The organism is Enterobacter sp. E12 (genome assembly GCF_014596715.2).
In the GTDB taxonomy this organism is placed as follows: Bacteria; Pseudomonadota; Gammaproteobacteria; order Enterobacterales; family Enterobacteriaceae; genus Enterobacter; species Enterobacter bugandensis.
In genome coordinates, this window is record NZ_CP115601.1 from 4759671 (window position 1) to 4778254 (window position 18584).

Sequence of the window (18584 nt, forward strand, 5' to 3'; positions counted from 1 at the left end):
ATAATGAGTCAACATACTTCCGATCCGGCAACCCTACGCCTGCCGTTTAAAGAAAAACTCGCCTACGGGATGGGCGATCTCGGCTCTAACATCCTGCTGGATATCGGCACGCTCTATTTGCTGAAGTTTTACACCGACGTGCTGGGGCTGCCGGGCACATACGGCGGGATTATCTTCCTGATTGCGAAGTTTTTTACCGCCTTCACCGATATGGGCACCGGGATCATGCTCGACTCCAGGCGCAAGATCGGCCCGAAAGGGAAATTCCGCCCGTTCGTGCTGTATGCCGCCTTCCCGGTGACCTTACTGGCGATTGCCAACTTCGTCGGTACGCCATTTGAGATGACCGGCAAAACGGTGATGGCGACGGTGCTGTTCATGCTGTACGGCCTGTTCTTCAGCATGATGAACTGCTCTTACGGCGCGATGGTGCCCGCCATCACCAAAAACCCGGACGAGCGCGCCTCGCTGGCGGCCTGGCGTCAGGGCGGCGCCACGCTCGGCCTGCTGCTCTGTACGGTGGGCTTTGTCCCGGTGATGAACCTGATTGAGGGTAACGACCAGCTTGGCTACATCTTTGCCGCCACCCTCTTCTCGCTGTTCGGGCTGTTCTTTATGTGGTGGTGCTATAAGGGCGTCACCGAGCGTTACGTCGAGACGCAGCCCGCTAACCCGGCGCAAAAGCCGGGGCTGCTGCAGTCGTTTCGCGCCATTGCCGGGAACCGTCCGCTGTTTATCCTGTGCATCGCGAACCTGTGCACGCTGGGCGCCTTTAACGTCAAACTCGCTATTCAGGTCTACTACACGCAGTACGTGCTGAACGACCCGATCCTGCTGTCGTACATGGGTTTCTTCAGCATGGGCTGTATTTTTATCGGCGTCTTTATGATGCCCGGCGCGGTGCGGCGCTTCGGCAAGAAAAAGGTCTACATCAGCGGGTTGGCAATTTGGGTGGCGGGCGATCTGCTCAACTACTTCTTCGGCGGCGGCTCGGTGAGCTTTGTGGCGTTTTCCTGCCTGGCGTTCTTCGGCTCCGCGTTCGTGAACAGTCTGAACTGGGCGCTGGTGTCCGATACCGTGGAATACGGCGAGTGGCGCACCGGCGTGCGCTCCGAGGGAACGGTCTACACCGGCTTTACCTTCTTCAGGAAGGTATCCCAGGCGCTGGCCGGCTTCTTCCCGGGGATCATGCTCACCCAGATCGGCTACGTGCCGAACGTGGTTCAGTCCGCCGGGACGGTTGAAGGGCTGCGGCAGCTGATATTTATCTACCCGAGCCTGCTGGCGGTCATCACCATCGTGGCGATGGGCTGCTTCTACAACCTCAACGAGAAGATGTATGTGCGCATCGTGGAAGAGATCGAACTGCGCAAACGTACGGCCTAAATGACGTGATAGAGCGCCCTGCGGGGCGCTCTGAGGATCGACCATGACATACAATACTGATCCGTTAACCCTGAAATTGAGCCTGCGAGAGAAGTGCGCCTACGGGATGGGCGATTTTGGCTCGAACCTGATGCTCTGTATTGGCACGCTGTATTTGCTGAAGTTTTACACCGATGAACTGGGGATGCCCGCGTTCTACGGCGGCATTATTTTCCTCGTCGCGAAGTTTTTCACCGCGTTTACCGACATGCTTACCGGGGTGCTGTTGGATTCCCGGCGAAACATCGGACCGAGGGGGAAGTTCCGGCCATTCATTTTGTATGCCTCCGTCCCGGTGGCGCTGGTTGCGACGGCGCAGTTTATGGCCAACGACTTTAGCCTGACGGTCAAAACGGCCCTCGCCACCGTGCTCTTCATGATGTTTGGGCTCTGCTACAGCCTGATGAACTGCGCCTACGGTGCGATGGTCCCTGCCATCACCAAAAACCCGAACGAGCGCGCGCAGCTTGCCGCGTGGCGTCAGGGCGGCGCAACGGTGGGGCTGTTACTCTGCACCGTCGGCTTTATGCCCATTCAGGCGCTGTTCGTCCACCAGCCCTCCCTCGGCTATCTGGTGGCTGCGCTGGTGTTCGTCACCGGCGGCCTGTTCTGCATGTGGTGGTGCTACAGCGGGGTGAAAGAGCGCTACGTCGAGATAACGCCCGATCACCATAAGCCCGGCATTCTGAAATCGTTCTGCGCGATTTTCCGCAATCCGCCGCTGCTGGTGCTGTGCATTGCCAACCTGTGTACTCTCGCCGCGTTCAACATCAAGCTGGCGATTCAGGTCTATTACACCCAGTACGTGCTAAACGACCTGCATCTGCTGTCGTGGATGGGCTTTTTCAGCATGGGCTGCATTCTGATTGGCGTGTTTCTGGTGCCCGGCGCGGTGAAGCGCTTTGGCAAGAAGCCGGTCTATCTGGGCGGGCTGACGCTGTGGGCGGTGGGCGACGTGCTGAACTTCTTCTGGGGGACCAGCTCCCTGCTGTTCGTGCTGTTTTCCTGCATGGCCTTTTTCGGCACGGCGTTTGTTAATAGCCTCAACTGGGCGCTGGTGCCGGACACCGTCGATTACGGCGAGTGGAAAACCGGCATCCGCGCCGAGGGATCGGTTTACACCGGCTACACCTTCTCGCGCAAAATCTCCGCCGCTCTCGCCGGCTTCCTGCCCGGCATCATGCTGACCCAGATCGGCTACGTTCCTCATGCGGTGCAGAGCGCGGGCACGTTGCTGGGTTTGCGTCAGCTTATTTTCCTCTGGCCGTGCGGCCTGGCAATCGTCGCCGCCGTGACCATGGGGCTGTTTTATAAACTCAACGAAGCGCGCTTCGCCTTTATTATCGAGGAGATTGGAAAACGGAAAAAACAGTCAGCGAATACCCCTGAGATAACACCCAACAATAAAGCGTCAGCAGTCACTTTATAACAATAAATTCGGCCACTATGTCCTTCCTGTTTATCAGGAGGGAGGCCTTTCTGTACCTGATACATGGACAAATTATGAAAAGAATCATCACTGTACTGATCGTGTCGTCTGTGTCCTGCCCGGTATTTGCCGGGGCCTATGTCGAAACCCGCGAAGCCTACAATACGGCTTCTGAGCTGCACGAGGTGATCCTGCGTGCGGGCTATAACTTCGATATGGGCGCGGGACTGATGTTCACCAACGCCTATAACGTGGGTAAATGGGATGAACTTAAGCACAGCTATAACGAAATCGAGGGGTGGTATCCGCTCTTTAAGCCGACCGACAAACTCACCTTCCAGCCGGGCGGGTTGATCAACGACAGCAGCGCCGGTTCGGGTGGCGCGGTTTATTTAGATACCAACTATAAATTCACGGACGGGTTTAATCTGACGTTCCGCTATCGCTATAACCATAACAACTACGATACGCCGGACTATAACGGGCAGATGGATAAAAACGACACGCACGAATTTGCCAACTACTGGAATTTCAAGGTGACGGATGCGTTTTTCTACACCTTTGAACCGCACTTTTTCCAGCGGGTGAATGATTACCACAGCAAAAATGGCAAAGACCATCACTGGGAAATTACCAACAAGTTCAGCTATAAGATCGACAGAAACTGGCTGCCGTACCTCGAACTCCAGTGGCTGGACAGATGGAATGATTACAACCGCGAGCAGTACAGGATCCGCCTGGGGTTACGTTATTCGTTCTAATAAAAAAGCCGCTGATTTCTCAGCGGCTTTTTTTACTACGGATTGACCGTATTAGTCTTCTTTCGCACCGCGCATAGCACGTTTACGATCGTTCTCGGTCAGGTGACGTTTACGGATACGAATTGACTGTGGAGTCACTTCTACCAGTTCGTCATCATCAATGAACTCCAGAGCCTGCTCCAGGGTCATCTTGATCGGTGGAACCAGAACCGTTGCTTCGTCAGTACCGGACGCACGCATGTTGGTCAGCTTCTTACCGGTCAGGCAGTTTACCGTCAGGTCGTTAGAACGGCTGTGAATACCGATGATCTGGCCTTCGTAAACTTCAGCACCGTGACCCAGGAACAGCTTACCGCGATCCTGCAGACCGAACAGCGCAAACGCAACCGCTTTACCCTGACCGTTGGAGATCAGTACGCCGTTGTTACGCTGGCCCACTTCGCCCGGACGAACGTCGTCGTAGTGGCTGAAGGTGGAGTACAGCAGGCCGGTACCGGAGGTCATGGTCATGAACTCAGAACGGAAGCCGATCAGGCCACGGCTTGGGATCACGTAGTCGAGACGTACGCGGCCTTTGCCGTCTGGATTCATGTTTTTCAGGTCGCCTTTACGCTCGCCCAGCGCCTGCATCACAGAACCCTGGTGCTGCTCTTCTACGTCCAGCGTTACGTTTTCGAACGGCTCTTGTTTACGGCCATCGATTTCGCGGAAGATTACTTTCGGACGGGAAACCGCCATCTCGAAACCTTCACGACGCATGTTTTCGATCAGAACAGACAGGTGCAGCTCACCACGACCAGAAACGCGGAATGCATCAGCATCTTCGGTTTCTTCAACGCGTAGCGCAACGTTGTGCACCAGCTCTTTGTTCAGACGGTCAAGGATCTGACGAGAGGTAACGAACTTACCTTCTTTACCACAGAACGGAGAGGTGTTGACGTTGAAGAACATGGATACGGTTGGTTCATCAACGGACAGGGCTGGCAGCGCTTCGACGTTCTGCGGATCGCAGATGGTGTCGGAGATGTTCAGCTCACCCAGACCGGTGATCGCGATGATGTCGCCCGCTTCAGCGATGTCGCTCTCGATACGCTCAAGACCCAGGTGAGTCAGGACTTTACCGACTTTACCGTTACGGGTTTTGCCTTCGCTATCGATGATAGTGACCTGCTGGTTAGGCTTCACTTTACCGCGCTTGATACGGCCAATGCCGATTACGCCAACGTAGTTGTTGTAGTCGAGCTGGGAGATCTGCATCTGTAGGGTGCCTTCCAGGTCAACGTTTGGCGCAGGAACACGGTCAACAATCGCCTGATACAGCGGGGTCATGTCTTCAGCCATGTCTTCGTGGTCCAGACCTGCGATACCGTTCAGCGCAGAGGCGTAAACGATAGGGAAGTCCAGCTGCTCGTCGGTCGCGTCGAGGTTAACGAACAGGTCGAAGACCTGGTCAACAACCCAGTCAGGACGCGCGCCAGGGCGGTCAACTTTGTTGATAACAACGATTGGCTTCAGACCATGGGCAAAAGCTTTTTTGGTCACGAAGCGCGTCTGTGGCATTGGGCCATCCATTGCGTCAACGACCAGCAGAACGGAGTCTACCATGGACATTACACGTTCAACTTCACCACCGAAGTCGGCGTGCCCTGGGGTATCAACGATGTTGATACGGTAGTCATTCCATTTAATCGCGGTGTTTTTCGCGAGGATGGTAATCCCACGCTCTTTCTCCAAATCGTTGGAGTCCATCACGCGTTCTTGGGTTTCGGCACGCGCATCAAACGTACCGGATTGCTGCAGCAGCTTATCAACCAGGGTAGTTTTACCATGGTCAACGTGCGCGATGATGGCGATGTTACGCAAATTTTCGATCACAACTTTGCCTCAGGCATTTAGAAATAGCGCGTTATTGTACACGGATTAATCGCACTACAAAACAGGATCACAAACATCCCCCGCAAACAAGTATTGCAGAGATGCTTTGTGATCGCTTTCACGGAGCGGTAAAAGGGCACTTTAACGTAAATTGCACCAATATGGTGCTTAATGTTCACATTGAAGCACTATACTGGTGCAACAAATCCATCATGGTGCAGCCCTTTTGCACTATGGTGCGCATGATAACGCCTTTTTGGGGTGTTTTAAAAGTTGGCACAGATTTCGCTTTATAAAAAATACATGGCAACAGCCAGTACCAACAGAAATTGAAGACCTCGTTACCACGACGACAATGACCAATCTGGAGAGTTAAGTATGTCCGCTGAACACGTTTTGACGATGCTGAACGAACATGAAGTGAAGTTTGTTGATCTGCGCTTCACCGATACCAAAGGTAAAGAACAGCACGTCACAATCCCTGCTCATCAGGTGAACGCCGAATTCTTTGAAGAAGGCAAAATGTTTGACGGCTCCTCCATTGGTGGCTGGAAAGGCATTAACGAATCCGACATGGTTCTGATGCCAGACGCAACCACTGCGGTCATTGATCCGTTCTTCGAAGAACCAACCCTGATCATCCGCTGCGACATCCTCGAGCCAGGCACGCTGCAGGGCTACGACCGCGACCCACGTTCTATCGCTAAACGCGCTGAAGAGTACCTGCGTTCCACCGGCATCGCGGACACCGTTCTGTTCGGGCCAGAGCCAGAGTTCTTCCTGTTCGACGACATCCGCTTCGGTGCCTCTATTTCTGGCTCCCACGTGGCTATCGACGACATCGAAGGCGCATGGAACTCTTCCACCAAATACGAAGGTGGTAACAAAGGTCACCGTCCTGGTGTGAAAGGCGGTTACTTCCCGGTTCCTCCGGTCGACTCTGCGCAGGACATCCGTTCCACCATGTGCCTGGTGATGGAAGAGATGGGCCTGGTTGTTGAAGCGCACCACCACGAAGTGGCGACGGCGGGTCAGAACGAAGTGGCAACCCGCTTCAACACCATGACCAAAAAAGCGGACGAAATTCAGATCTACAAATACGTTGTGCACAACGTTGCGCACCGTTTCGGTAAAACCGCGACCTTCATGCCAAAACCAATGTTTGGCGACAACGGCTCCGGTATGCACTGCCACATGTCTCTGTCCAAGAACGGTACCAACCTGTTCTCTGGCGACAAATATGCCGGTCTGTCCGAGCAGGCGCTGTATTACATCGGTGGTGTGATCAAACACGCTAAAGCGATCAACGCCCTGGCGAACCCAACCACTAACTCCTACAAGCGTCTGGTCCCGGGCTACGAAGCGCCAGTTATGCTGGCCTACTCTGCGCGTAACCGTTCTGCTTCTATCCGTATCCCGGTGGTGGCGTCTCCAAAAGCGCGTCGTATCGAAGTGCGCTTCCCGGACCCAGCGGCTAACCCATACCTGTGCTTCGCAGCGCTGCTGATGGCCGGTCTGGACGGTATCAAGAACAAGATCCACCCAGGCGAAGCGATGGACAAAAACCTGTACGACCTGCCGCCAGAAGAAGCGAAAGAGATCCCACAGGTTGCTGGCTCTCTGGAAGAAGCCCTGCAGGCGCTGGATGCAGACCGCGAGTTCCTGACTGCGGGTGGCGTATTCACTGACGACGCTATCGATGCTTACATCGCCCTGCGTACTGAAGAGAACGACCGCGTGCGTATGACTCCGCATCCGGTTGAGTTCGAACTGTACTACAGCGTTTAATTTAGTTGTTTTACCCGGCGTCAAAAGCGCCGGGGGTAGTTGCCGTGGAAACTTTTAGCCCATCTCCGGATGGGCTTTTTTCTCCACCAACAACCTGATCTCACGCGCTTTTTACGCCGAAACCGCTATACTGCACTAAAACAGTGCAACGACTCCAGGAGACTGCTGAATGGCAACTGGCACGCTGCCCGATGCTGGGCAGATCCTCAATTCTTTGATTAACAGCATCCTGCTGGTCGACGACGAGCTGGCCGTCCATTACGCCAACCCGGCGGCGCAACAGCTGCTCGCCCAGAGTTCACGCAAACTGTTTGGCACCCCGCTTCCTGAGTTGTTGAGCTATTTCTCGCTGAATATTGGCCTGATGCAGGAAAGTTTGCAGGCCGGTCAGGGGTTCACCGATAACGAAGTCACGCTGGTGATCGACGGGCGCTCACATATTCTCTCTCTTACCGCGCAACGTCTTCCCGAAGGACTGATCCTGCTGGAAATGGCGCCGATGGATAATCAGCGTCGCCTGAGCCAGGAGCAGCTTCAGCATGCGCAGCAAATTGCCGCCCGTGACCTGGTGCGCGGTCTGGCGCATGAAATCAAAAACCCGCTGGGTGGGTTACGCGGCGCGGCGCAGCTTCTGACCAAGGCGCTGCCCGATCCCGCGCTGGCGGAGTACACCAACGTCATCATTGAGCAGGCGGACCGCCTGCGTAACCTGGTCGATCGCCTGCTCGGGCCGCAGCAGCCGGGTATGCACGTTTCAGAAAGCATTCATAAAGTCGCTGAACGGGTGGTGAAGCTCGTCTCCATGGAGCTGCCGGAGAACGTCACGCTGGTGCGTGATTACGACCCAAGCCTGCCGGAACTGGCGCATGACCCGGACCAGATTGAGCAGGTTCTGCTGAATATTGTGCGCAATGCCCTGCAGGCGCTGGGGCCGGAAGGGGGCGAGATTATTTTACGCACCCGCACCGCCTTCCAGCTCACGCTGCACGGCGTGCGCTATCGTCTGGCGGCACGCATCGACGTTGAGGATAACGGGCCTGGCATTCCTTCTCATCTGCAGGACACCCTGTTCTACCCAATGGTAAGCGGGCGCGAAGGCGGTACGGGACTGGGCTTATCTATCGCCCGCAGCTTGATCGATCAGCACTCCGGAAAAATTGAATTTACCAGTTGGCCGGGACATACCGAGTTTTCGGTTTTCCTGCCGATTAAAAAATAAAGGTGACGTTTATGCAACGAGGGATAGTCTGGGTAGTCGATGACGATAGCTCCATCCGTTGGGTGCTTGAACGCGCGCTCACAGGGGCAGGTTTAAGCTGCACGACGTTTGAGAGCGGCAGCGAGGTGCTCGACGCACTCACCACCAAAACGCCGGACGTTCTGCTGTCGGATATTCGCATGCCGGGCATGGACGGGCTGGCGCTGTTAAAGCAGATCAAACAGCGCCATCCTATGCTTCCGGTCATCATAATGACGGCTCATTCCGACCTGGATGCCGCGGTGAGCGCCTATCAGCAAGGGGCATTCGATTATCTGCCCAAACCGTTCGATATCGACGAAGCGGTGGCGCTGGTTGAGCGCGCGATTAGCCACTACCAGGAGCAACAACAGCCGCGCCACGCGCCCGATTTTGGGCCAACCACTGACATCATCGGCGAAGCGCCGGCAATGCAGGACGTGTTTCGCATTATTGGCCGTCTGTCCCGCTCGTCCATCAGCGTGTTGATTAACGGAGAATCGGGTACAGGTAAAGAGCTGGTGGCGCATGCGTTACATCGCCACAGCCCGCGGGCAAAAGCGCCGTTTATCGCCCTCAATATGGCGGCGATCCCGAAGGATTTGATTGAGTCCGAGCTGTTCGGCCACGAAAAAGGGGCGTTTACCGGCGCGAATACCATTCGCCAGGGGCGCTTTGAGCAGGCTGACGGCGGCACGCTATTCCTGGACGAGATCGGCGATATGCCGCTGGACGTTCAAACTCGCCTGCTGCGCGTGCTGGCCGACGGGCAGTTTTACCGCGTGGGCGGCTATGCGCCGGTGAAGGTGGACGTGCGTATTATCGCCGCGACGCACCAGAACCTGGAGCTGCGCGTGCAGGAGGGCAAATTCCGTGAGGATTTATTCCATCGCCTGAACGTGATCCGCGTCCACCTGCCGCCGTTGCGCGAGCGTCGGGAAGATATCCCGCGCCTGGCGCGTCATTTCCTGCAGGTGGCGGCCCGCGAGCTGGGCGTGGAAGCCAAGCAGCTTCACCCGGAAACCGATGCCGCCCTCACCCGTCTGGCGTGGCCGGGCAACGTGCGCCAGCTGGAAAACACCTGCCGCTGGCTGACCGTGATGGCCGCCGGACAGGAAGTGTTGATTCAGGATCTCCCTGCCGAACTGTTTGAGGCCACCGCGCCCGAAAGCAGCACCGGGCACGCGCTGCCGGACAGCTGGGCAACGCTGCTGGCGCAGTGGGCCGACCGCGCGCTGCGTTCCGGTCATCAAAACCTGCTGTCTGAGGCTCAGCCAGAGATGGAGCGTACGCTGTTGACCACCGCGCTTCGTCATACGCAGGGCCATAAGCAGGAAGCCGCGCGCCTGCTGGGATGGGGGCGTAATACCCTGACGCGCAAGCTGAAAGAGCTGGGAATGGAGTGATCGTACCCCGCTGTGTAAAGGTTATTAATTGAGCGCAAATTGCCGTTATTTTGCGCTTTACTGTTCCGATGAGTTTTGTATGATCGTGCCCGGAAATTGGGGGAACCATCATGCTGGAATCATTAGTGACTTTACTGTCGAGCGGAGCAGCTGAAAGCCACACGCCACAAACTGCCGTTGCGGCGGTATTATGTGCGGCGCTGGTTGGGCTGTTTAGCTAGCAGGGTGAAATGTAAAAGCCGGGTAGCGGCTTCGCCTTACCCGGCTTTGCGCCTTAAATCACCCGTGAAAACTGCTGCATACGCGCCTTCTGGCGCAGATACGCGTCAAAGCACATGCAGATATTACGGATCAACAGACGCCCTTTCGGCGTGACCTCAATCGCGTTCTCCGACACATCCACCAGCCCGTCTTTCGCCAGCGGCGCAATCAGCTTCAGGTCTTCCGCAAAATATTCGCTGAATGTCAGATCCCACTGTGCTTCCACGTCGCTAAAGTCGAGACGGAAGTTGCAGATAAGCGCCTTAATCACATCACGACGAATGCAGTCGTCACGGGTCAGCGCGATGCCGCGCCATAGCGCGTTGCCGGTTGCATCAACCTGCTGGTAGTAGAGCTTCAGCTCTTTCTGGTTCTGCGCGTAGCAGTCACCGATCATGCTGATGGCGGAGACACCCATGCCGAGCAGATCGGTATCGCCCTGAGTGGTGTAACCCTGGAAGTTGCGGTGCAGAACGCCGTCACGCTGGGCAATCGCCAGCTCGTCATCCGGACGGGCAAAGTGATCCATGCCGATAAATTGATAGCCGCTCTCGGTCAGAGAGGTGATGGTTTCCTGCAGGATATCCAGCTTCTGCTGGGCAGAAGGCAGATCGGCATCTTTGATTTTGCGCTGGGCGGCGAATAGCGTCGGCAGGTGCGCGTAGTTAAATACGCTCAGGCGGTCCGGGCTAAGTTCAGCCACGCGCTTCAGCGTGAAGGCGAAGCTCTCCGGCGTCTGCTTTGGCAGGCCGTAAATCAGGTCGATGTTGGTCGAGGTAAAGCCGATGTCGCGCGCGTGGTTGAGTAAGGCGAAGATAAATTCCTCGTCCTGCTCGCGGTTGACCAGACGCTGCACCTCTTTATTGAAATCCTGCACGCCCATGCTCAGACGATTAAAGCCTTCGGCGCGTAAGTGATCCAGTACATCCAGCTCAATTTCACGCGGATCGACTTCGATCGAGATTTCGGCGTCGTCGTTAAAATTGAAATTTCCGCGCAGCAGCGTCATCAGGCGGCTTATTTGCGCCTTATTGAGATACGTTGGCGTGCCGCCGCCCCAGTGAAGCTGGCTGACGTGACGCCCTCTAAAAAGCGGTGCGCGGTGCACAATTTCCTGTTCGAGCGCATCGAGGTATTGGTCGGCTTTATGCTGCTGACGGGTCACGATTTTATTACAGCCGCAGAAGTAGCAGAGCTTGTGGCAGAACGGAATATGGACGTAGAGCGACAGCGGACGCTCTGGATAGCGCGCGACGGCCTGAAGAAAATCCGCCTCGCCGAAGGCATCGGAGAACTCCAGCGCGGTGGGGTATGAGGTATAACGCGGCCCGGAATAGTTATACTTCTGGATTAGGGCCAAATCCCAGTCGATAGTTGGTGCTGACATGCTCACTCCTTCCGTTGGTGTCGCGTTCGTATACGGCGGCCCGTTCTGGCCCCATCGCGGGCCATCATTCGGGTGCGCAGCCACTTCTGTCGCCGCGACAACCGCCGTAGTTTAACGAATAACCACACCAGATAACATATAACCGGAAGGGTTATAAGCAGGACTATCGTGCCTGCCGGGTGCAAATGTTAGTTTCCACCTTTCAGAAGACGCATCATATCTTCCTGCTTTTCTTCTTCCTCTTCGTCGTCTTCGTCATCGTAAGACAGACCCAGCTTCTGCATTAGCTCATCAATGCGGTCCAGTTTGGCATCTACCCATGACTGCTCTTCGGCGGTCAGGGTTTCACCCTCTTCAAGACGTTCCAGCAGCGCGTCCAGGCGCTCATCGTTCTCCAGCATATCCAGCTCAGCCTGCGGTGAAAGCATAGGTTTCTCGCTCTTTGGTTTGTGCTGCTTAGTGACCGGGGTGTCTGTCACACCCAGTGGAATGGGAGTTTTACTGCCGATACGAGGGTCTTTCTGCTGTTTGCCTTTTGCAGAGGCGCCCGCTGCACCACCGCCGTTGGCACGGCTACCCGCAGCATGGCCACGATGCTTCTTGTCGCGTTTGCGATCGCGCGCTTCCTGGTTTAGTTCTTCGCGCGTTTTGCGGCGTGCTTTTGCAGGGCGTTTCGCGCCCGCAGCGGAGGTTGGTTTTTTCATGATGTTTTATCTTAAAGTCGTTTTCTTCAGTATAGAATTGCGGCGAAATCTAGCAGAAAGCAAGCAAAGAAAAAAGGCGACAGAGCAATCTGTCGCCTTTTTTCCTGACTCACAACCCTTAACGGGTCAGACATTCCATGTTTACCAACAACACACCCTGTTTATCCTTTGGCTGATACCGTCCGTGTATGGTTCCATTTCCTGTTAAAACGCCTCCAGGCGCTGGTCGTCCTGACTATCCTGCGTCTTCGCCTCCTGGCGCTCCTGACCCTAATCCTTAAGTCGATTTCCTGTTGGCTTCCTCGCCTTGCCGCATACTTTACCTTGTTCCGTTAAACTAACAAGCAACGAAACGGTACAAATACAGATTTTCAGATAATTACCTGGAAATAAGATTATGATTTAAAACAGTTTGCATTTTTTGACACATGCGAATTCTCTGAAATCTCCCATAGCAACATTAGCCGATCTCTCACAGCCGTTTGGGCATTCGCCTGCAAGCCTTGTGCAATCAGAAAAGCCTTTTGCCCGCATTCGGGTATAATCCCTCCAGATTACGATTTTTGGAGACGACCACGTGACTACCTGGAACTACCAACAGACGCATTTTGTCACCAGTGCGCCCGATATTCGCCACCTGCCTTCTGATACCGGTATTGAAGTTGCATTTGCTGGCCGCTCAAATGCGGGGAAATCCAGCGCCCTGAATACGCTGACCAATCAGAAGAACCTGGCGCGCACCTCAAAAACACCTGGCCGTACCCAGCTGATTAACCTCTTTGAAGTGGCTGAAGGCAAACGCCTCGTAGACTTGCCGGGATACGGCTACGCGCAGGTGCCTGAAGAAATGAAGATCAAGTGGCAGCGTGCGCTGGGCGAATACCTGGAAAAACGCATGTGCCTGAAAGGTCTGGTGGTGCTGATGGATATTCGTCACCCGCTAAAAGATCTCGATCAGCAGATGATCGACTGGGCCGTAGCAAGCGATATTGCCGTGCTGGTGCTGCTTACGAAAGCCGACAAGCTGGCAAGCGGCGCGCGTAAAGCGCAGGTGAATATGGTTCGCGAAGCGGTACTGGCCTTCAATGGCGATGTACAGGTTGAGCCTTTCTCTTCGCTGAAAAAACAGGGCGTGGACAAGCTGCGTCAGAAGCTCGACAGCTGGTTTAACGAGCTGGAACCCGCGACGGAAGCGGAAGAAGAGTAATACCGAGCGCGGCGATGTCCGCGCTTTTTTTTGCCCGAACTTTTATTTGCCGCAATAAAAAACGCCCCAGTCATTACTGACTGGGGCGGCTAAAATATTCAGCCAAATCCGATTACGTGAAGTAAAAGGTCTGAAAGATAGAACATCTTACCTCTGTACCCTACGTCGATAACTCTACCCCTTTTTTTGCTGTAGAAAAAGCACTTTTTGTAGTTTTTTTTCATTCTTTACATAGGGAATTCTAATGATCGTCACAAAACGCGCGTTGTTATGTTGCTAACTTACATAAAAAGCGCGTTATTCACAGAACCTTTAGTGAGCCTGATCCCAGTTTTCACCACTTCCCACTTCCACCAGCAACGGCACGTCCAGCGTCATGCTGCTTTCCATCAGTTCGTGGATCTTTTTCGACACAATATCGAGATCGTCTTTGTGCACTTCAAACACCAGTTCATCGTGTACCTGCATGATCATTTTCACGCGCGGCTTCTCTTTCTCCAGCCAGGCATCAACAGCGATCATTGCGCGCTTGATGATGTCCGCTGCGGTACCCTGCATCGGGGCGTTGATCGCCGCACGCTCTGCGCCAGCGCGGCGCGCCGCGTTGCTGGATTTGATGTCCGGGAGATAGAGACGACGGCCATCCAGGGTTTCAACGTAACCTTTCTCTTTCGCCTGCGCGCGGGTGCGTTCCATATATTCCAGAACGCCCGGATAACGCTCGAAGTAAAGATCCATATACTTCTGCGACTCTTTGCGCGGAATGTTTAGCTGCCGTGAAAGGCCAAACGCGCTCATGCCGTAGATTAGACCGAAGTTGATCGCTTTTGCACTGCGGCGCTGTTCGTTGGTCACGTTGTCCAGCGGTAAACCAAAGACCTCCGCCGCGGTCGCCCGGTGGATGTCTTTTCCTTCCGCAAATGCCGTCAGCAGACCTTTATCGCGGGACAGGTGCGCCATAATGCGCAGTTCAATTTGCGAGTAGTCCGCCGAGACAATCAGATAATCCTCTGGTGCGATGAAAGCCTGGCGAATACGGCGGCCCTCTTCGTTACGCACCGGAATGTTCTGCAGGTTAGGATCGGTTGACGAGAGACGCCCGGTTGCCGCTACCGCCTGATGATACGAAGTGTGCACACGGCCCGTTTTCGGGTTGATCATCAGCGGAAGTTTGTCCGTGTAGGTAGACTTCAGCTTCGCGAGACCACGGTACTGCAGAATCACTTTTGGCAGCGGGTAGTCCAGCGCCAGCTCTTCCAGCACCTCTTCAGAGGTTGACGGCGCGCCGCCAGGGGTTTTCTTCAGCGGCTTGATGCCCTGCTTTTCAAACAGAATGGTTTGCAGCTGCTTCGGTGAAGAGAGGTTAAACGGCTCGCCTGCAAGTTCATGCGCTTTCTGCTCGAGCTCGGTCAAACGCTGCGCGAGCTCGCCAGAGTGGTTATGCAGCACCGTTGGATCGATCTTAACGCCATTGCGTTCGATACGGGACAGCACGGGCACCAGCGGCATTTCAATATGCTGGAATACGTTCAGCGGACCTTCGTGCTTCTGCAGTTTCGGCCACATCTTCAGATGCAGTTGCAGCGTGACGTCGGCATCTTCCGCCGCGTAGCGCCCTGCTTCTTCAAGAGCAATCTGGTTAAAGGTGAGCTGATTTTTCCCTTTACCGGCAATCTCTTCAAAGGTAATGGTTTTGTGCTTGAGCCAGCGGTCAGATAAGGAATCCATATCATGACGGCCCGCCACGCTGTCCAGAATGTAGGATTCGAGCATAGTGTCAAAGGCAATCCCGCGCAGCTCAATACCGTAGTTCTGCAGAATGCCGCGGTCGTACTTGAGGTTTTGACCAACCTTCAGCGCCTTTTCGTCTTCCAGAATCGGCTTCAGTAGCTCGAGCGCGCGCTCGCGGGAGATCTGCTCCGGCGCATCCAGGTAGTCGTGCGCCACGGGAACGTAGGCGGCAATACCCGGCTCTGTCGCAAAGGACAATCCCACCATATTGGCTGAGATGTTGTCGAGGCTGTCTGTTTCGGTGTCAAAGGCAAAGACCGGCGCTTTTTTCAGTTTCTCGATCCAGGCGATCAGCTGTGACTCTTCCAGAATGGTTTCGTAGTTGTCGAAGGAGAGCGCTGCGGCTTCTTCTTCCGCCTGATCTTCGGCATCAACGACAATCGTCTCTTTCGGCTTAGCAGCAGGTTTGGCCCCTTTTGCCTGCAGCCATTTACCGGCTTCCACGTCAGTGGTCCAGCGCTTGAATTCGTATTTCTTAAACAGGCTCAGCAGGTCGTCAGCGGAAGGCTGTTGCACTTCCAACTGCTCACAGCCCAGCTCCAGTTCCACATCGGTTTTGATTGTTGCCAGCTTATAGGAGAGATAAGCCACCTCTTTGTTCTCTTCCAGCTTCCCGGCCATGGTTTTTGCGCCACGGAAGGAAAGTCCGGCGATTTTGTCTGATTCCGCGTAGAGCGTATCCAGGCCACCCAGCCCCTGAAGCAGCGCCTGCGCGGTTTTTTCACCGACGCCAGGAACGCCAGGAATGTTATCCGAGGAGTCGCCCATCAACGCGAGGAAGTCGATAATCAGCTCTGGCGGCACGCCATACTTAGTGACTACTTCTTCTGGCCCCAGAATGGTGTTGGTCATGGTGTTGATCAGGGTAATACCTGGCGTCACCAGCTGCGCCATATCTTTATCACCGGTGCTGATCAGCACCGGACGGCCCATTTTTTCAGCTTCACGCGCCAGCGTACCGATGACGTCGTCGGCCTCCACGCCAGAGACGGCCAGCAGCGGCAGGCCCATTGCTTTCACCATGGCGTGCAGTGGCTCAATCTGCGCACGCAGATCGTCAGGCATTGGCGGACGATGGGATTTGTAATGTTCGAACAGCTCATCGCGGAAGGTTTTGCCTTTCGCATCAAAAACGACAGCCGCATGGGTGGGCTGATACTGAAGAATCAGGCTGCGCAGCATGTTCAGCACGCCGTACATCGCGCCGGTAGGTTCCCCTGCGCTATTGGTCAGAGGAGGAAACGCATGGTACGCCCGATACAGGTAAGAAGAGCCGTCGACGAGAATAAGTGGGTTTTCTGGGATCTGAACCATAATGTCCGTGCCTTTAATCAATTTATGCGTAAAGGATGCCACAGAAGGATGAAAACATCAGTTATTCAGGTTCGATACAGGAAAAGATTTTGCGATCGTGAGGATCGCTCGCAAAATTCAAACTGTGGATAAGTTTGTGAATATTTTCACTTCAAATGAAAAACAGATACTAAAAGCAGGTGCGCGTTGAGAATAAATTATTACATATCATAACGTTAACAACTAACACTGCATGAAAATAGCCTGCTGATGGCAATTTAGTCTATGTGGATATAAGTCCTGATTAGCGCACAATAATAGAGAAATCTTCTGCTTCAGGGGAAAAGCCGTCTATTGACGATATGAAAGCGCCATAATTTTGTCACTTTTCTGATAAAATCAGCCCCCAGCGCCGTATCATCGGCGGGTCCATTAAAGCTAACCACCTGAAAAAGCTCATCATGTCGAGATTGCTCGCTGCAATAACATTACCGCTAAGCATCATTTTAACAATTCTGGTGACGATTGCGTGTTCTGTGCCAATCATTATCGCCGGGATCGTTAAACTGCTGCTGCCTGTGCCTGCGGTGTGGCGATCCGTCTCTGCGTTTTGTAATTTCATGATGTATTGCTGGTGTGAAGGGCTAGCGATCCTGCTGTGCCTGAATCCGCATCTGAAGTGGGATGTCGAAGGGCTGGAGAGCCTCAACAAAAAGAACTGGTACCTGCTGATCTGCAATCATCACAGCTGGGCGGACATCGTGGTGTTATGCGTGCTTTTTCGCAAACATATCCCGATGAACAAGTACTTCCTGAAGCAGCAGCTCGCCTGGGTGCCCTTTATCGGGCTGGCCTGCTGGGCGCTCGATATGCCGTTTATGAAACGCTATTCGCGCAGCTATCTGATTCGTCATCCGGAGCGTCGCGGTAAGGATGTGGAGACCACGCGCCGCTCCTGTGAAAAGTTTCGCGCACATCCAACGACCATCGTGAACTTTGTGGAAGGCTCACGGTTTACGGAAGATAAACGTCAACAAACACGCTCCCCTTATCAGAACCTGCTTCCGCCAAAGGCGGCGGGTATTGCGATGGCGCTTAACGTGCTGGGTGCACAGTTCGATAAACTTCTGAACGTTACGCTCTGCTATCCGGAAAATGACAGGACGCCATTCTTCGATATGCTCAGCGGCAAGCTGACTCGCATTGTTGTTCGGGTGAATTTAGTGCCGATCGATGCCGGCCTGCACGGTGACTACGTTAACGATAAGAATTTCAAACGTGGTTTCCAGCAGTGGCTTAATACGCTCTGGAAAGAGAAAGACGAACAGATAGACAGCATTAAATCTTCATACAAAAACGCCGGTCAGTGACCGGCGTTTTCATATCAACGAAATTACTTCTTCTCAACCAGATATTTCACGGTATCAGCATACTGCTGTACGAAAATATCCATGCTGCTGGTGTCCATGCCCTGCATGTTCAGCTGATATTTGCCGTTAACAAACATCGCCGGAACGCCCTGAAGCTGCAGATCAGCAGCCGCTTTTTCCTGCTGAGCAACCAGAGATTTCACTACAAAGCTGTTCCACGCGGCGTCGTACTCTTCACCTTTCACACCGGCATCAACGAACACTTTGCGGATATCCGCAGTGGTCTGAACGGTCTGGGTTTTCTGTACGGCCTCGAACATTGGAGCAGTGATTTTATCTTCCACGCCCAGCGCCATCGCAACCGCCCACGCCTGAGTCAGGTCTTTACCCAACGGGCCCAGGAATTCAACGTGGTACTTGGTCATTTTGGTGCCTTCCGGCAGCTTTTTCTTCACGTTGTCAGAAACATGCAGCACCTCTTCGAATTGATAGCAGTGCGGGCAATAGAATGAGAAGAACTCCAGAACCTGTGGCTCGCCAGCAACCGGCTTTTCCAGCGTGATAAACTGTTTACCGTCGGTAAACTGCGCAGCAGAAGCGCTAAATGCCAGAATCATACCTGCCAGCGCCAGCCAAATTTTTTTCATGAT

The 18584-nt window shown here is 54.3% G+C and carries 15 protein-coding genes; 9 read left to right on the forward strand and 6 right to left on the reverse strand.

Annotated features, from left to right (window positions below; all coding sequences use genetic code 11):
- Positions 1 to 3: 3 nt before the first annotated feature.
- From IB212_RS22795 to ompL, 3 genes are all read left to right on the forward strand, one after another.
- Entirely contained in the window at positions 4 to 1386 is a 1383-nt protein-coding gene (locus tag IB212_RS22795) for an MFS transporter (protein WP_022649848.1), read from the forward strand.
- A 43-nt stretch (positions 1387 to 1429) separates the two neighbouring features.
- Entirely contained in the window at positions 1430 to 2854 is a 1425-nt protein-coding gene (locus tag IB212_RS22800) for an MFS transporter (protein WP_188246133.1), read from the forward strand.
- Between the two features lie 74 nt (positions 2855 to 2928).
- Positions 2929 to 3615 carry a porin OmpL gene (ompL, locus tag IB212_RS22805; protein ID WP_023333894.1) on the forward strand — a complete coding sequence of 229 codons (687 nt, stop codon included), beginning with the start codon at positions 2929 to 2931 and terminating at the stop codon, positions 3613 to 3615.
- A 51-nt stretch (positions 3616 to 3666) separates the two neighbouring features.
- Here ompL and typA read toward each other — a convergent pair whose 3' ends face one another.
- A complete protein-coding gene (typA, locus tag IB212_RS22810; RefSeq protein ID WP_028014891.1) occupies positions 3667 to 5490 on the reverse strand; it encodes a ribosome-dependent GTPase TypA in 1824 nt (607 codons plus the stop codon).
- Positions 5491 to 5868: 378 nt separating this feature from the next.
- Between typA and glnA the strand changes: the two genes are divergently transcribed.
- From glnA to IB212_RS22830, 4 genes are all read left to right on the forward strand, one after another.
- The gene (gene glnA, locus IB212_RS22815) at positions 5869 to 7278 is read left to right on the forward strand and encodes a glutamate--ammonia ligase (RefSeq protein WP_008501856.1); all 1410 of its coding nucleotides are present in this window, start codon (positions 5869 to 5871) and stop codon (positions 7276 to 7278) included.
- A gap of 169 nt (positions 7279 to 7447) precedes the next feature.
- Positions 7448 to 8497 carry a nitrogen regulation protein NR(II) gene (gene glnL, locus IB212_RS22820; protein WP_014172250.1) on the forward strand — a complete coding sequence of 350 codons (1050 nt, stop codon included), beginning with the start codon at positions 7448 to 7450 and terminating at the stop codon, positions 8495 to 8497.
- An 11-nt stretch (positions 8498 to 8508) separates the two neighbouring features.
- Positions 8509 to 9921, forward strand: coding sequence for a nitrogen regulation protein NR(I) (glnG, locus tag IB212_RS22825; protein ID WP_028014893.1), 1413 nt, complete (start codon positions 8509 to 8511; stop codon positions 9919 to 9921).
- Between the two features lie 110 nt (positions 9922 to 10031).
- The gene (locus IB212_RS22830) at positions 10032 to 10142 is read left to right on the forward strand and encodes a YshB family small membrane protein (RefSeq protein WP_017382667.1); all 111 of its coding nucleotides are present in this window, start codon (positions 10032 to 10034) and stop codon (positions 10140 to 10142) included.
- A 53-nt stretch (positions 10143 to 10195) separates the two neighbouring features.
- On the opposite strand, the gene hemN is transcribed toward IB212_RS22830, so the two are convergent.
- Complete coding sequence (gene hemN / locus IB212_RS22835; RefSeq protein ID WP_188246132.1) at positions 10196 to 11569, reverse strand: oxygen-independent coproporphyrinogen III oxidase; 1374 nt, start codon at positions 11567 to 11569, stop codon at positions 10196 to 10198.
- Between the two features lie 188 nt (positions 11570 to 11757).
- Entirely contained in the window at positions 11758 to 12273 is a 516-nt protein-coding gene (gene yihI / locus IB212_RS22840; RefSeq protein WP_028014895.1) for a Der GTPase-activating protein YihI, read from the reverse strand.
- Between the two features lie 577 nt (positions 12274 to 12850).
- On the opposite strand from yihI, the gene yihA reads away from it, so the two are divergent.
- A complete protein-coding gene (gene yihA / locus IB212_RS22845) occupies positions 12851 to 13480 on the forward strand; it encodes a ribosome biogenesis GTP-binding protein YihA/YsxC (RefSeq protein WP_014885764.1) in 630 nt (209 codons plus the stop codon).
- Positions 13481 to 13792: 312 nt separating this feature from the next.
- Here yihA and polA read toward each other — a convergent pair whose 3' ends face one another.
- Complete coding sequence (gene polA / locus IB212_RS22850; protein WP_188246131.1) at positions 13793 to 16585, reverse strand: DNA polymerase I; 2793 nt, start codon at positions 16583 to 16585, stop codon at positions 13793 to 13795.
- A gap of 361 nt (positions 16586 to 16946) precedes the next feature.
- The gene (locus IB212_RS22855; protein WP_227013203.1) at positions 16947 to 17186 is read right to left on the reverse strand and encodes a hypothetical protein; all 240 of its coding nucleotides are present in this window, start codon (positions 17184 to 17186) and stop codon (positions 16947 to 16949) included.
- Between IB212_RS22855 and IB212_RS22860 the strand changes: the two genes are divergently transcribed.
- Complete coding sequence (locus IB212_RS22860; protein WP_223824783.1) at positions 17083 to 17934, forward strand: acyltransferase; 852 nt, start codon at positions 17083 to 17085, stop codon at positions 17932 to 17934. The genes IB212_RS22855 and IB212_RS22860 overlap by 104 nt on opposite strands.
- A 23-nt stretch (positions 17935 to 17957) precedes the next feature.
- Here IB212_RS22860 and dsbA read toward each other — a convergent pair whose 3' ends face one another.
- Positions 17958 to 18581: a thiol:disulfide interchange protein DsbA gene (gene dsbA, locus IB212_RS22865; RefSeq protein WP_028014899.1), complete on the reverse strand. Its 624-nt coding sequence runs from the start codon at positions 18579 to 18581 to the stop codon at positions 17958 to 17960.
- Positions 18582 to 18584 lie beyond the last annotated feature (3 nt).